Genomic DNA, 15,684 nt, shown 5'->3' with positions numbered 1-15,684 from the left:
AATAGTGATTTTTAATAACTATGTCTAATTAATTTACTAACAAAATTAATTTCACTTTACAAAGATACGGATTAAAGTATGCAAAATAAAAAAGCCGATTCGCAAGAATCGGCTTTCTAAATTATATGTTAGCTATAATTATTTTTTGATCTCAACACGACGGTTTTGAACACGACCTTCTTCAGTTGCATTAGATGCTACTGGATTAGCCTCACCGTAACCGTTAGCTGTGATTTTAGAAGAAGCAACACCAGCGTTAACTAAGTATTGTTTTACTGCGTTAGCACGGTCTTTAGATAAAGAAACGTTGTAAGCTTCAGAACCTTCAGCAGATGCATAACCATCTAAAGTAACAGAAGAGTTGTTATCACGAACTTCTTTAGCAACTTTGTCTAATGTAGCGTAAGATTGAGTTTTCAATACAGAGCTATCAAATTCAAATTGAATAGGAGCAACGTAACCGTTTGATGAAGTGAATTCATTTGCAACTGGCTCAGGGAATTTGATTTGACGACCAGATCCATCAACTACTGCACCTGCAGGAGAGTTAGGCTCTTTATCGAATTTATCAGAAACACCGTCACCATCAGAATCAGTATTTAAAGCATTAACTGTACCTTCTAAAGTAGATACGCGTTGTTTTAAAGCTTCAACTTCGTTACGTAATGAAGGATCTTTCAATTCATCATACATTGTAGCAACTGGGTTAGCAAAAGTCAAGTTTTGTTTGTCTCTTGAACCTAAAGTGAATTCTAAACCACCGTATACGTTAGAGAATTTACCTTTAACATCTGAACGTCCTGGGCCAAACAATAAGTTGTCATCAGTGAAGTTCATTGTGTAACCTAAGTTTAAAGCAACAACTTCAGATAATTTGAATTTAGCACCAACACCTACCGGAACGTAAGCAGACAATTTGAAATCTCTATCTCCAACTTTTTCACGGTCTCCGAAAATTTCTTCACCCCATTTACCTTTGTTTGAATATTCTGCACCAGTAAAGTCATTGTTCGCAAATTGAACAGGATTACTAGCCATAACACCTAAACCAACTTTAGCGTAAAAGTTTACTGAATTTTCTCTTCTCAAGAAATCGATAGTACCTAATTGGAATACACCATTTAAGCTAGCAGCCCAGTTTACTTCAGTTTCAGCAGATTTAGCACCACCAGAAAGCCATTTTGTACTTTCAACTGCATTGTTTTTGTTGAAAGTTTTAACTTTACCACGGTTACCTTCTAATTCTAAACCGAATAAGTGAGAAAATTGTTTACGAACTGTTAATCCGTAGTACTCACCTACTTTATTTTGGAAGTAACCAACTTTCTGACCGAAGTTGTTAGATCCACCGACCAAAGCGTTAGGTGTAGTGATACCACCTTGAACACCGATTGACCAAGTTCTGTATTGTGATCTTCCACCAAATACAGTTTGAGCTTGTGCTACATCAGCGAAGCCTAAAGCGGCAACTAAGGAAGCAGCAACAGCTGTTTTTTTAATTGTAGAATAGTTCATACTCTTGTTTTAAGGTTATTATTAAATTTTAATTGTTCTTGTTTTGTATGCAATTGTTTAAAGTGCAATCACGGTTTGAAATAATCAAACACCGTGCCGAAATTAAAAAAGGATCAATTGTTTTAATTCTTACTATAATAAAAACTCATTTTTCCCGCTTTTATTGCAAAGCAGTAAAACAAAAATCCGGACGAATGTACCAAATTTTTGTTTTACTTTATATTTTTTTGAGAAAATACTTTAAATTATTACAATATGTAGTGTATAATAAACAATGTGATCGCCCCAAGCAATGCGGAGACAGGAATAGTTAATACCCAGGCCCATAATAAACTAATAGTAACTCCCCATCTTACTGCCGAAACTCTTTTAACAATACCTACCCCGATAATTGAACCGGTGATGGTATGTGTAGTAGAAGCTGGAATACCGAAGTGTTCAGTAAGTCCTAAAGTCAAGGCACCTGCAGTCTCTGCTGCTACACCTTCCAAAGGAGTCACTTTTGTAATTTTAGTACCCATTGTTTTTACAATTTTCCAACCACCACTCATTGTTCCCAATGAAATTGCTAGGTAACAGGTTAATGGAATCCACTCGGGCATGTGCTCTGTGTTGGGTAAATAACCTCCTGCAACCATTGCAACTAAGATAATACCCATTACTTTTTGCGCATCATTACCACCATGAGCAAAACTTAATGCCGCAGAAGAAACGAGTTGCAATACTTTAAACCATTTCTCTGCCACTGCAGGTCTTGAGTTTTTGGCAATATTAATAATGACAAGTGTAATGATAATGGATATGATCATCCCGATAATGGGGGCGAGGACAATAAATGCAATGATTTTTAATGTTGCATCAATGTTAATCGCATGGATTGGATCTCCACCTACAATGAAAGCATAAGCCATACCTGAACCTGCAAATCCTCCAATAAGCGTGTGAGAAGAGCTGGATGGTACACCATAGTACCAAGTGAAAAGGTTCCAACCTATTGCGGCTAATAAACCAGCAAAAATAACTTCTAATGTAATATATTCTTCTAATACAGTTTTTGCAACCGTATTGGCCACTTTATGGTCGGTAAAATAAAAGTAAGCTGCGAAGTTGAAAATCGCGGCCCACAATACTGCCATAAAGGGGGTTAGTACTTTTGTTGAAACAACTGTAGCAATTGAGTTGGCCGCATCATGAAAACCATTAATGTAGTCAAAAGCAATCGCTAGTATAATTACAACAATTAATAATGTTGACATCATAATATGAATGTGTTAATATGCTAAATTCGCAATTATGCGTTTTTAACCAAGATGCTTTCTAATACGTTTGCTACGTCTTCACATTTGTCTGTAGCGTCTTCCATTGCAGATAATACTTCTTTGTGTTTAATTAAAGTAATGGCATCTTTCTCGAATTCGAATAAATCAGCTACCGCTTTGTCAAATATATAATCAGCTTTATTTTCAACACTGTTGATACGAACACAAGAATCTGTGATGTTACGAATATTTTTTAAATCTTTTAATTCAAAAATTGCTTTTGCAACATGGTCAGTAGCCTCAACAATCAGATCCGCCATTTCTATCATGGGTTCAGTTGCTTTTTGAACCTTGTATAGATCCATTTTATTAGAAGCACCATTGATGAAGTCAGCAACGTCGTCTAGTGAGCTTGCTAATGCGTGGATGTCCTCACGGTCAAAAGGAGTGATAAAATTTTTACCTAATTCTAAGTGTATTTGGTGTGTGATGTTGTCACCTTTATGTTCTAAATCTTCGATTTTGCGAACGATTTCTTTACGTTTTTCCGCGTCACTAGCGTTAACGGCTTCTTTAAGTAGCTTAGACATTTCTATCAAATTACTACCTGCTTGTTCAAATAAAGGGAAAAACTTTTTATCCTTAGGAACGAAATACTGAAAAATGCTATTTAAAGACATATCATTATTAATTATTTTTTGCGAAATTACTAAGTTAATGTTAAGTTAATGTTAAGTTTTGAGGAATGTTAAGTTGTGTTTTGTTAACATTAGATTTGCGAAACTTTTTCTAAAGTAAACCCAAATGTTGTACCTATACCTTCTGTACTTCTTACATTTACATTTTGCTGATGTGCTTCAACAATGTGTTTAACAATGGATAAACCAAGGCCAGAACCACCTATCCCCCTAGATCTACTTTTATCGATTCTATAAAATCGTTCGAAAACACGGCTTAGATTTTTCTCTTCAATGCCATAACCATCATCTGTTATCTCCACCAAAACTTGTTCAAATAGTGGGAATATCCTGATTTGGCTTTTGCCCCCGTTCTTACCATATTTAATGGAATTCTCAATTAAATTGACAAGTACTTGACTAATCTTATGCTTGTCGGCTTTCACCCAGTATGGAGTACCAGGTTTAGTTTTTAGTTGGACCTCTATATTATGTGCTTTTGCTTTGTCATCCAGAGATTCTTTCGTTTCTTTAATAAGTTCTACGATATCAAATTTTTCGATATTTAAAACCATTTTACCAGATTCAAGTTTTGAGATTTCGTCTAAATCTTGAATGAGGTAATTCAAACGATCTACATTTTTAGATGCTTTGTTTAGAAATGTCTTAGCCATCTCGATATCCTCTTCCATCAGCCCATCCTGTAATGTTTCTATATATCCTTGTATAGAGAATAAGGGAGTTTTAAACTCGTGTGAAACATTTGACAAAAATTCTCTTCGAAACTTCTCCTGTGATCTAAGTTGTTCTATTTCTATTTTCTTTGCTTTTGCCCATGCCTTAACCTCATTTTCGGCATCCCCTATAGGATCTGCTGTAACATGTTCACCCAAAGCGTCCTTTAGATCCTTACCTAATTTTAGGTTATGAATCAGTTTGTACATGGTATTGATCCTTTTATAGATGTAGCGTTCAAATACAAAGTTGAACATGAGAAAACTGATCAGCGTAGAAACGGCGAAAATGATGAGGAAAGATTTCCAGTCCGAATGATAGTAAAAACTAACAGCAGAAATAGCTAATCCTACGGCTAATGAACAATTTAAAACAAGTTGTCTAAAATTCATGTATGTAATAAAAAAGGCTTTAGTAAAAATACCAAAGCCTAAGTTAGTGATTCCTATATTAATAAATTGTTATAATTTTCCTATGATCGTTTTACCTCCAACCACTTTATCGCCAATATTGACATCGATCTGTGTTCCCAGGGGGAGGAATAAATCTACTCGTGATCCGAATTTAATAAAGCCAAATTCCGAACCTTGTGTAACAGCATCATTTTCTTTTAAATACCAAACAATACGACGGGCAAGTGCTCCTGCAATTTGTCTAAAAAGAACCTCTACGCCATTAGCATTTTTAACAACTACTGTTGTTCTTTCATTGTCTGTTGAAGATTTTGGATGCCAAGCGACTAAAAACTTTCCTGGATGGTATTTGAAATAGCTGACCATACCAGAAATCGGGTTACGATTTACGTGTACATTTATAGGTGACATGAAGATGGAAACCTGTAATCTTCTGTCATGAAAATATTCGTTCTCTTCTGTTTCCTCTATCACAACAACTTTTCCATCTGCAGGACATAAGATCGTTCCTTCTTGTACAACGATTTGTTTTGTTGGACTACGGAAAAATTGAACAATCGTAATAAAAAGAAATGCTGAAAGGATGTAAATAATCCATTTAATAACTCCAGGAGCATCATAGTAGTCCGCGATTGCGTTAGCAATAAATATCACTAAAACAGTAATTGCCAGACTTGTATATCCTTCTTTGTGAAATTTCATGTCTATAAGTTTTTTGCAAATATAATCAAATAGTCCTATTGTCCTTTTTCTCGATGAATTATTATCGGTAGGACTATAATTTTTCCTTCCGAATTCTTGTACATTTTACCTGTTACTGTAAGTATATCAGCTATTGGTTTACCATTTTCTAATGATGGATAATAGAAGCTGATATCCGCAATTAATTGTTCCAGTATGTTATTAAGATTTTCAGAGGATGTCTTTTTTATAAAATCTACTTTTGAAGGATTCCCTTCTTTATCTAATTTAGTTTTGTATTCAAAACTATCTTCTGTAAAGTTTTCTGCATTGATTCGGATCAATGAATTTGTTAATTCTTTACTAATGAGCATATTGAAATTGGAGAAGTCGTCAAAATTACATGCTTTGAATGTGAGAAGTTCTCCTCTAGCAAAGACATCATAAGGAATAATTCCAAATTTACTTTGTCGGTAATTATTGTCCAAAAAGTAATCCTCTCCGATTAGTAGATTGCCGTTTTGATATTTTTCCAATGCAATTAATGTCTGCTTACCTCCTTTGTCATGACCTAAAATTTGCCAATTTCCTTCTTGTTTACCATCTTTAATTTTTCCTTTTGCAAGATAAAATTCGAAACCATACTGATTGTAGCCTTCAAATGGTATTGAAAAGGAATAGTTTCCTTCTCCGTCTTTTATTTTTTGAGTTCCGTTCGGAAGCCAGAAATCTTGAATCAGAATAACGCTATCGGTATATAAAAGCTCCATAGCCACTTTATCACTTGGGTAACGATGTATAACGTTACCCATCGGCATATCATTCTTAAATGTCGCTTCCCATTTCAATATCCCATTTGGATGATATGCTTTAAAAGTACCTTCTTTACTTCCGTTAATATAGTTTCCCTCTAGAATTAAGCGGCCATTGTTATTAAAGTCTTTAAATGCACCGTCAAATTTTTGCGTCTTCGGATTTAATGTCGCAACACGTTCTATGGATTTGAACTCACAAGATTTGTCAGCTAAATAATAATTCTTATCAAAATAGAATCGGAACATATTGCTATCTAATTTTTCATAATAGATTGCTTTTTCTTGTCCAAAGGCAAAATTTAGCAACAAAATCAAGGATGATAATATGAACAGAAATTTTTTCATAATTCTTGTTTACAAAATGTTATTAATGTGCTTCCAGCCAGTTTTTACCCTGTCCAATCTCTACTACCAGTGGAATTTCTGTCTTAATCGCGGTCGTCATTTTTGTTTGGATGATTTCTTTAAAAATTTCTACCTCATTTTCTGGGATATCAAAAACAAGCTCATCATGTACCTGCATAATCATCTTGCCGGATAATCCCTGCTCGGTAATCGCTTTCTGGATTCCAAGCATGGCTATTTTAATTAAATCTGCTGCCGATCCCTGAATAGGAGCATTAATGGCATTTCGTTCAGCAAAGCCCCTAACAGTCATATTGGCCGAGTTGATATCTCTTAAATAACGTCTTCTTTTGAGGATTGTTTCCACATATCCATTTTCTTTTGCAAAGTCTAAAACCTCGCTCATGTATTTTTTTATCCCGGCATATTGACTAAAGTACTGATCAATAATTTCTGCTGCTTCTTTGCGGGGAATAGCAAGACTTTGGGATAGCCCAAATGCAGATTGCCCATAGATAATACCAAAGTTTACTGCTTTTGCATTTCTACGTTGATCTGATGTTACCTCCTCTAGCTCTAAACCATAAACTCTGGCTGCTGTGGCGCGGTGAATGTCATGACCGGAAGTAAATGCTTCCATCATATTTGGATCTTTACTCAACTCTGCAATGAGACGCAGTTCAATTTGAGAATAATCGGCAGAGAGTATAACATTATTTTCATGACGCGGAATAAATGCTTTTCTAACCTCACGGCCTCTTTCTGTGCGAATCGGAATATTTTGCAAGTTGGGATTGGTTGAACTTAAACGGCCGGTCGCAGCGACAGCTTGATTGTATGAAGTATGAATTAAACCGGTATCAGGATTAATTAAACCAGGGAGTGCATCTACATAGGTCGATTTTAGTTTTTGTAGCTGTCTAAAACTTAATATATCTTGTACGATATCCGATTTATAAGCTAAAGCCAATAAAACATCTTCGCCTGTTTTATATTGACCTGTTTTGGTCTTTTTCGCTTTTGGATCTAATTTTAATTTATCAAAAAGCACTTCTCCAAGTTGTTTTGGTGAAGCGATATTGAAATTAACACCTGCTTTTTCATAGATAGTCTCCTCCAATTGTCGGATATCTATTTCAAGATTTTGTGAGAACTGTTGTAATGCATCGGTATCGATCCGAACACCGTTTCGTTCTATCTCTGATAAAACATATACTAATGGAAACTCGACTTCATTTGCTAAATTTAGCGTATTTGTTTCCTCCAGTAGTGGTTTGAAGATTTCTTTGAGCTGTAAAGTAATATCGGCATCTTCGGCGGCATATTCCTTGATGATCTCCAGCTCAACATCGCGCATATTACCTTGTTTTTTTCCTTTGCTACCAATTAGTTCTGTGATAGAAAGGGGCTTATAATTAAGATAGTTTTCGGCAAGTACATCCATACCATGTCTGGTGTCCGGATCAATTAAATAGTGCGCCAGCATCGTATCGAAAATAGGGCCTTTTACTGCTACCTGATATCTCGCTAATAACAAAATGTCGTATTTGATATTTTGCCCTATTTTTTCTATTTGTTCATTTTCTAAAACAGGTTTAAAAATATTGATCACCTCCTGCGCTTGGTCACGATCCGCGGGGGTTGGCACATAATATGCCTTTCCTTTTTCAAAAGCAAAAGAAAGACCTACAATAGCGGCCAAATTAGCATCTAAACCCGTAGATTCAGTATCAAAACAGAAGCTGGAAAGTGTTGCTAGTTGTTTTGCTAGTGCTTCTTGCTCCTCTTTGGTATTCACTAAAATATAATCATGTGGAGTGTTCTCAAGGCTATTGACTGGCCCTGTGTACGGTACTCCTTCTTCTGTATCTATCTGTTGTGGCAATGAAAATAAATCCATTTGACCATTTGTACTTCTAGGAGCATCTGCTACACTATTGGTTTCTCCAAAAACACGTTTACCTATTGTTCTAAATTCGAGTTCGTTGAATAAGGGTTCTAGTATTTCTTTATTAGGTTCTTCTATTAATAAGTTTTCTTCTTCAAGTTCTACCGGGACATCCAGCAGGATGGTGGCTAATTTTTTTGAAATCAAACCTTGTTCAGCATAATTTTCAACGTTTTCACGTTGTTTGCCTTTCAATTTATCTGCATTTGCAATGATATTTTCCATTGATCCAAATTCTTGGATCAATTTTTTAGCTGTTTTTTCACCGATACCCGGTATTCCGGGTATATTGTCAACAGCATCACCCCAAAGACCTAATATATCGATCACCTGATTGACGTCTGTTATTTCCCATTTTTCAAGAATTTCTTTTACCCCTTGTATTTCAGCACCATTACCCATACGGGCAGGTTTGTAGATAAAGATATTTTCAGACACAAGCTGTCCAAAATCTTTATCTGGCGTCATACAGTAAACGGTGAAGCCTTTTTTTTCTGCTTTTTTTGCAAGCGTTCCGATGATATCATCGGCCTCGTAACCGTCCTTTGTAATAATGGGAATATTAAAACCGGTGATTAATTTGAAGATATAGGGTATTGATGCTGAAAGATCTTCAGGCATCTTTTCGCGGTGTGCCTTGTACGATTCAAATTCAATATGACGTGCTGTGGGTGCTTCAGTATCAAACACTACTGCTAAATGAGATGGTTTCTGATTTTTTAATATTTCTAACAAAGTGTTAGTAAATCCCATTATCGCACCGGTATTTAAACCATTAGAGGTAATACGAGGTGTTTTGTTTAATGCAAAATAGGCTCTGTAAATCAGGGCCATTCCATCTAGAAGAAATAGTTTTTTCACGAATGCTAATTTTAAGGTAACTCTTACAAAGATAATAAAAACGATAAACCTTAAGTTTAATAAATTTTTACGATTTTTGTAAGATGATATATGCACAAAAGGAACTTATATGAGAGGATTAGTAACCAAATCTACGGGTAGTTGGTATCAGGTGCTGGGTGAGGATGAACAACGTTATGACTGTCGTATAAAAGGGAAATTTCGTACCAAAGGTATTAAAAGTACTAACCCTGTTGCTGTTGGAGATTGGGTACATTTTGAAGTAGAACCGGATCTTGAAAGTGCTGTTATCAATGAATTGGAACCTAGACGTAACTATATTATCCGTAAATCTGTCAACCTTTCGAAGCAAACACAGATTATTGGTGCGAATCTGGATCAAGCCTTTTTAGTTGTAACATTGGCTTCTCCTCCTACTTCTCTTGGTTTTATCGATCGTTTCTTAGTTACTACAGAAGCATATGGTATACCTGCTGTTTTGATTTTCAATAAGCTGGATTTGTTCAGTGATGAGGGACTAGCTATTTTACAGGACTATAAGAGTATCTATGAGCGAATCGGTTATCCATGTTACGAAGTTTCAGCTTTGAACGGCGTGAATATAGATCAATTAAAGGAAGTGCTTAAAGATAAAACCACTTTAATTTCTGGACATTCGGGAGTAGGAAAATCTACATTACTGAATTCAATTGTTCCAGAATACGCCGTTAAGACAGGTGATATTTCAGACTGGTCTGATAAAGGAAAGCATACCACAACTTTTGCAGAAATGTATGACCTTCCTTTTGGTGGAAAATTAATCGATACTCCTGGGATACGTGAGTTAGGAATTGTCGATATCGAAAAGCAGGAATTATCACATTTCTTTCCAGAAATGCGAGCGCTAATGAACCAATGTCGATTTGACAATTGTCGACATGTGAATGAACCAGGTTGTGTCGTTATAGAAGCTGTAGAAGAGGGAGAAATCGAATCCTCTCGTTATGATAGTTATTTAAGTATCTACCATAACGAGAACAATCGGATGTAAATGTATTATTTACTGGCTATAAAGTCTCTTAAATAAGTACATTCGTGGACTGCAGTTTGGTAAAATGCAGTCTTACTGTATTGTGATTTTAATTGATGAAAGTATTTATTATGTAATGAGAACTTGTAAAATGGGTTTTCACTACTATTTTCATAGTATGTCCATCTCATGTCGTCTTTTAACTCGAAGTCTTTCTGTTCGCACTTTGCTAGCATAAAGGTACACTTGGCTTTAAAGTCCAGGCTTGTAGCCAATTCTCGAGCTTTTAGGTACCACTCTTTTGCAGTTTTTGCCTGTTTGTAGTTTCTTTCCCAATACCTGTCTGGTTTGGCATTGTTGTCATATGATGACCAACTGTACGATACTAAAGACCAGGCATTACCATAGGTGCTTGTTTGATATATGCCATTAGCCATATGAAAATAGTAATCGGCTTTTTTACCATTGTTTTGTTCATCCTTTATTAATGTCTGGTACTTGAGCATTCGAGCTGCATATTCAAGTTTTGTCATACTTGATTGTCCAATCTTTTTAGGATAATCATTGATCGTAACGATAAATGGATTTGGAGCAATTGTTTCTTCCGCATACCAATTGCTGTATTCTTTTGATTTATAGGTTCCTGGTAAATTTTTGAAAGTTTTTACGGCATTTGTAAAGTCTAATTCTCTTAAATATGCTGTCCCTATCAATTCAGTTAAATAATTACTGTTTACTTTTTTAATATCTTCAAGTAGAAACTGGACCATTTTCGTCTGTTTTTCAGGAGACTGTATATACCTTTGAACTTGTATTAAGGTTTTGGGAGTTAAATCTTCTTGCCAAAACCGAATGGTACTGTATTGCATGTTGTTTTCAAGTGTGTCATTAACGTATCCATGGTTATAAAAAATATCTCCCTTTACTGCTGCTAAACTTGCCAGTGCGGTATCTCCTTTGGTAAGGTATTGGTTAACAACGATATTTTGTATGATGTTTTTTGAAATGAGACTGTAAGAACCATTCTCAAAAGAACTCCATGAATTATTGTTTTCCATGTTTTTTTCCTTCTTAGCTTTTTCCTGCAACCACTTCAGTGTTGCAATCAATTGATTTTCATCTAAGGATTTTTCTTTTTCCCAATCTGTCAATAAGGTTAACATTTCTGTAATGCGTAACTGATCTTTCAGATTTTCATTTAAAGATTTGGGCTCTACCATCTTTAAGTATTTTTTTGCGAGATCATTTTCGGCATTGAGCCAACTCAAGTAGGCCGCTGTAACTAAGCCTATTTGTGGTTGAATATATTTTTTATCCTTATACATGGTTAGCGCAAGTTCTCGGATGTTTTGGAGGTGTTTTTGAATTTCTTCTTTGTTTTCATCATGATACCACTGCGACATATTATAACCTAATGTATGGTCTTTAATGAAGAAATTTTCTATTTTGTTAACCTCCCGTGTGAGGAGTACGGCATTTATAGTATTAGCAGGATCCAGCTTATAACAGTTTTCGAGATATTCAATAGTACTATTTGGGTTGTTGAAACCGATGATTGCATTGATATTGAATTTGTCTGCTTTAGTTTTGGTATAGGCAAAAATTTCAGCATCAGTTGCTTGTATATAATGAAAATTGTTGTACGCGAGTATTCTTCTTTCGGGCGATAGCGTAAATACGCTAGAAAATAAAAAGGCAGCTTTTGCAGGTTCACCATTTTTCCTGACAGCACCTGCATAATTGGATAATGCCCAACCTAATACGGGAGATTTCAGTTTTGACCGAGCGATGTATTTATCATAAACGGTGATGCTTTTTTCATATTCTTTAGCAAAAAGAAATAATCTTGCCGCTTGATATGCGTAACGTAATAATAAGAAACTATTGTTCTTATGGACCGAAATTTTACTTTCTGCCTCAAGCGCAAATTGCTTTATTTCATCGAAATTACGCTCATCAGGACTCCAAGGGTCTTGTGCAATATTGGTGACAGGTTCTTGCTCTTTTGTAAAATGAAAGTAAGCGAGTTCCTTTTTATTTTTAGGAAGAAATAGACTTTGAATAAATGTGTTATTTCGAAGTGAATCTGGAAGATTATCCAGGATTGCTGTATTCTTTAAAACCTGTATTGTTTCCGGGTTTGATTGGTACATGACTGCGTATAGATCATCTGGTTTCACATTTTTTCCTAAATGATTGACCCAGTCTGTAACATTTACAGACGCTTCCAGTACAGGTTCCTGTTCTGTATATAGAAATTGATAGGGAATAAACTGAAAAGCGGAGTAGCTATTATCTTCCAGATTTGGTAGGAAATAGGTCTGTTGATTGTCATAAGGGTCTATTTCGGGACCACAAGCGATATTAATCGCAATTTCACTGAAATAGAGCATAAATGTAGCGCTAAAAAGCAGCAATAACTTCTTGTAAATCTGCATAATTATAGTTCGATAAAACTTCTGGGGCCAAATGGTAGAAGATGATTCTTTTCTCTTTTCCTTGAAGTTCTTTATTTAAAAATTTGGCGGTTGCAATTAACTGTTCCTTCGTTATAAATTCATGACGGATCACATCTCCTTTTTTTAGATTCGCTTTTTGTAAGTCCTGGTTCAGAATAAATAATTCCGTCTTTGGATTTCTTGTAAAGAGTGATTTATCATCCAAATCGCTCTTGTCGATATACTTAGAAATACCAATATATTGATGATCGCGAAAGGCTACATACCAATCGAATAGGGGTAAAGCAATATCTAATTCTAAAGGATAGTCTTTAAGAGTTCCACTCAGGTAAGTTGTTAAATCTTGCTGATTTAAAATAGAATTATGATCTCCAAATTGTCTTAAATTTCCCATATTATAGCACATCAGTGTTGCTCTTTTTACAGGAGGTATACCACTGGACTGAATATTTTTAACTTGATGAAGCCTTAATGTCGTGGTTATCGTCACTTCATTTAATTCAGGTATCTTTTGTAGGTATTCTAGCAGATAGAAAAATTTATCACGGGAGCTTTTAGTCCAGTCGCAATCAATCTGTAATTCTTTAAAGTCTTCTTTTCCGGATTGTTTAGCCTTTTCAGATACAAAAGGTATCATTTTATGTGCAAGTCCTCTAATCTGGAGACTATCTAATTCTGTAAATATTCTTTGGTTGATAAATACAACAGGCACAAGTGTTTGATTTGATGGAAGAGTTTTTTCAAAAGAAATTGGAGAGATGGGAACGGGCTCAATACCCCCATCAGTAAAATCAATATCCATTATACGAACGAATAATGTATTTGATTTTAGATCTTGTATCATCTTTTGTGATAAGGTGTCGGACTTATAGTTTGTCTTCCAATAATAAAAGCCTACGGAGGGTTCTTTTTTTTGACAGGAAATGTGTAATATTATACTAAGCGAGATACAGAAGAACAGCTTTATTTTATATGGTGTCATGAATTTGGGACCAAGTGAAAGAATCGATACTAATCTACTTTTATTGAAAATCAAACAAAAGTATTAATAAGTTGTTTTGTATTAGATAAAAATAACCAAATAAATTTACTAAAAGAGGAGCGCGTTTTACATGAAGGCTGTTTGGAAATGGATAATCGGTATTTTCGTAATACTGTTGATTGTGCTTGGTGGGGTTGTTTGGTATTTTAGTGTGCATTGGAAGCCAATTGTAGACCAAAAATTCAGAGAAATAGTGCTCGCATCTACCGATAGTTTGTACACGGTTGATTATGATGACTTGGATATTAATCTTGCTTTAGGAAATGTAACGATAAGCAATCTGGTTTTACGCTCGGACAGCAATGTTTATGCGCGACTAGAAGGAATAAATAAAGCTCCTGATAATCGTTTTCAAATCGAAGTCGCCAAATTAAAATTTCGTAATTTCTCTATACGGAATATGCTGCTGAATAAAGAGCTTTATTTAAAGAATGTCGTTTTAGATACTCCGAGTGTCCATATGATCAATAAGTATCATTCCTATAATGATACAGCATCTACAGAAAAGAGTAAACCCTTATATGATAAAATAAAGAATACCCTAAAAAGAATCCGCATAACCGGAATCGATTTGAATAAGGTCAATTTTAAATATTCGCAGATTCAAAAAAGTATCTACCAAGATTTTGAGATCAAGAAAGTCAATATAAAGATTCAGGATGTTTTGGTCGACTCGACATCAATTTCCGATGCGACACGTTTCTATCATACCAAAATGGTTGATATAGAAGTTCCTGCATTTACTTATAAAACTCCTGATGGATTTTATAAGGTTGATTTTGATCAATTAAAAATCAATACTAGGGATCGTAATATCATGTTGACAAAGGTGGCTTACCAACCTATTTTGGGTAAGTCGGCCTATTATAAAGCAAAGGGTAAAGGAGGAAGCTATGTTGTCATGAAATTCGACACGGTTCGTTTTGAATCTTTTGATTTTAATAGTTTGTTACGTAATAAGAAGATCTATGCAGGAAAAGCGCAACTGAAAAATGGACTCTTGGATATTTATTCGGACAAGCATTATAAATCAACACCTGTAAATAAAGTTGGAAGATCTCCGCATCAAGCTTTAATGCATATGAAAACGCAATTAGCAATAGATACGGTATTGGTACAAAATGCTGATATAAGCTATTCGGAGTTAAGTGGTAAATATAACCAGGTCGGGAAGATTACCTTCGATAAGAGTTATGCGACTATTAGTAACATGACCAATGATGTTTCAAGTCTGGCTAAAAATAAGTGGATGCGTGTCGATGTTCTGACAAAAGTGATGAATAGTGGGCGTTTACATGTTTTATTCGGATTTGATATGACATCGAAAACAGGTTTTCATACTTATAAAGGAACAGTAGGAGCAATGCAGGCACCAGCCTTTAATAAAATTTTAAAGCCGCTCTTAAATGTAGAAATAGCCTCGGGAAATATCAAAAAAATAGCTTTTGATATGGAAGCAACCGATCACAGAAATTGGGGAAAGTTTAATTTTGATTATGATGATCTAAAAATCACCATTTTAGAGAAGAAAGAAGATGGGACTGTTAAAAGAAAAGGTTTTATCTCTTTACTGGTGAATGAACTTTTGGTTAACGGTAGTAATCCAAACCTTTCTGGAGAATATATTATTGGAAAGGTCAATTGGCATAGGCATGCTGACCACACTTTTTTTAAGACCCTTTGGCAAAGTCTATTGGATGGAATAAAGCAATGTGTGGGGCTTAGCAAGGAGCGGGAAGCTAAATTAATGCGTACTGCTGACCGCGCACAACATACAGTAGAGAAAGCCAATACTGTTGTTGGCAAAACGAAAAGTTTTGTATCGAAGCTTTTTAAGAAGAAAAAAGGTGACGAAGAGAGCAAAGTCGCCGAATAAAAAAGAGGGTTTCACGTGAAATATGATCATCGGGGCAGGAAGTTCTGTT

General features: G+C 35.2%; 11 protein-coding genes. 2 read left to right on the top strand and 9 right to left on the bottom strand.

All coding sequences use genetic code 11. The features are described from left to right. Positions 1-138 precede the first annotated feature (138 nt). The 7 genes from HCX49_RS18205 to polA form a co-directional block, all read right to left on the bottom strand. On the bottom strand, positions 139-1,515 hold the full coding sequence (locus HCX49_RS18205) for an OmpA family protein (RefSeq protein ID WP_132770022.1): 1,377 nt from the start codon (positions 1,513-1,515) through the stop codon (positions 139-141). Positions 1,516-1,763: 248 nt separating this feature from the next. Then, on the bottom strand, positions 1,764-2,774 hold the full coding sequence (locus HCX49_RS18200) for an inorganic phosphate transporter (protein WP_132770020.1): 1,011 nt from the start codon (positions 2,772-2,774) through the stop codon (positions 1,764-1,766). Between the two features lie 32 nt (positions 2,775-2,806). Further along, positions 2,807-3,454: a DUF47 domain-containing protein gene (locus HCX49_RS18195; protein WP_021190730.1), complete on the bottom strand. Its 648-nt coding sequence runs from the start codon at positions 3,452-3,454 to the stop codon at positions 2,807-2,809. An 89-nt stretch (positions 3,455-3,543) separates the two neighbouring features. Continuing rightward, a complete protein-coding gene (locus HCX49_RS18190; RefSeq protein ID WP_132770019.1) occupies positions 3,544-4,578 on the bottom strand; it encodes a sensor histidine kinase in 1,035 nt (344 codons plus the stop codon). 69 nt (positions 4,579-4,647) lie between these two features. Beyond that, a complete protein-coding gene (locus tag HCX49_RS18185) occupies positions 4,648-5,301 on the bottom strand; it encodes a phosphatidylserine decarboxylase family protein (RefSeq protein ID WP_168127821.1) in 654 nt (217 codons plus the stop codon). A 35-nt stretch (positions 5,302-5,336) separates the two neighbouring features. Then, positions 5,337-6,440 carry a toxin-antitoxin system YwqK family antitoxin gene (locus HCX49_RS18180; protein ID WP_168127820.1) on the bottom strand — a complete coding sequence of 368 codons (1,104 nt, stop codon included), beginning with the start codon at positions 6,438-6,440 and terminating at the stop codon, positions 5,337-5,339. Between the two features lie 22 nt (positions 6,441-6,462). Further along, positions 6,463-9,249, bottom strand: coding sequence for a DNA polymerase I (polA, locus tag HCX49_RS18175; protein ID WP_132770013.1), 2,787 nt, complete (start codon positions 9,247-9,249; stop codon positions 6,463-6,465). A gap of 109 nt (positions 9,250-9,358) precedes the next feature. On the opposite strand from polA, the gene rsgA reads away from it, so the two are divergent. Beyond that, a complete protein-coding gene (gene rsgA, locus HCX49_RS18170) occupies positions 9,359-10,279 on the top strand; it encodes a ribosome small subunit-dependent GTPase A (RefSeq protein WP_021190727.1) in 921 nt (306 codons plus the stop codon). 5 nt (positions 10,280-10,284) lie between these two features. Here the strand turns inward: rsgA and HCX49_RS18165 are convergent, their stop codons facing one another. Both HCX49_RS18165 and HCX49_RS18160 read right to left on the bottom strand, forming a co-directional pair. Continuing rightward, positions 10,285-12,696: a hypothetical protein gene (locus HCX49_RS18165; RefSeq protein WP_168127819.1), complete on the bottom strand. Its 2,412-nt coding sequence runs from the start codon at positions 12,694-12,696 to the stop codon at positions 10,285-10,287. After that, entirely contained in the window at positions 12,662-13,561 is a 900-nt protein-coding gene (locus HCX49_RS18160; protein WP_231577846.1) for a hypothetical protein, read from the bottom strand. The genes HCX49_RS18165 and HCX49_RS18160 overlap by 35 nt, the downstream gene beginning before the upstream one ends. 268 nt (positions 13,562-13,829) lie before the next feature. Between HCX49_RS18160 and HCX49_RS18155 the strand changes: the two genes are divergently transcribed. Further along, positions 13,830-15,635: a hypothetical protein gene (locus HCX49_RS18155; RefSeq protein ID WP_168127818.1), complete on the top strand. Its 1,806-nt coding sequence runs from the start codon at positions 13,830-13,832 to the stop codon at positions 15,633-15,635. Positions 15,636-15,684: the final 49 nt, after the last annotated feature.

It is taken from the genome of Sphingobacterium sp. B16(2022) (genome assembly GCF_012030425.1).
GTDB lineage: Bacteria > Bacteroidota > Bacteroidia > Sphingobacteriales > Sphingobacteriaceae > Sphingobacterium > Sphingobacterium anhuiense.
Note: the sequence above shows the minus strand (reverse complement) of the source record. Positions and strands in the feature narration are given on the sequence as shown.

Excerpts from the sequence above, each read along its gene's own strand:
- HCX49_RS18155 (WP_168127818.1), top strand. The coding sequence starts at position 13,830 with ATGAAGGCTGTTTGGAAATGGATAATCGGTATTTTCGTAATACTGTTG.
- HCX49_RS18160 (WP_231577846.1), bottom strand. The coding sequence starts at position 13,561 with ATGATACAAGATCTAAAATCAAATACATTATTCGTTCGTATAATGGAT.
- HCX49_RS18195 (WP_021190730.1), bottom strand. The coding sequence starts at position 3,454 with ATGTCTTTAAATAGCATTTTTCAGTATTTCGTTCCTAAGGATAAAAAG.
- HCX49_RS18185 (WP_168127821.1), bottom strand. The coding sequence starts at position 5,301 with ATGAAATTTCACAAAGAAGGATATACAAGTCTGGCAATTACTGTTTTA.
- rsgA (WP_021190727.1), top strand. The coding sequence starts at position 9,359 with ATGAGAGGATTAGTAACCAAATCTACGGGTAGTTGGTATCAGGTGCTG.
- HCX49_RS18180 (WP_168127820.1), bottom strand. The coding sequence starts at position 6,440 with ATGAAAAAATTTCTGTTCATATTATCATCCTTGATTTTGTTGCTAAAT.
- HCX49_RS18200 (WP_132770020.1), bottom strand. The coding sequence starts at position 2,774 with ATGATGTCAACATTATTAATTGTTGTAATTATACTAGCGATTGCTTTT.
- HCX49_RS18165 (WP_168127819.1), bottom strand. The coding sequence starts at position 12,696 with ATGCAGATTTACAAGAAGTTATTGCTGCTTTTTAGCGCTACATTTATG.
- HCX49_RS18190 (WP_132770019.1), bottom strand. The coding sequence starts at position 4,578 with ATGAATTTTAGACAACTTGTTTTAAATTGTTCATTAGCCGTAGGATTA.
- HCX49_RS18205 (WP_132770022.1), bottom strand. The coding sequence starts at position 1,515 with ATGAACTATTCTACAATTAAAAAAACAGCTGTTGCTGCTTCCTTAGTT.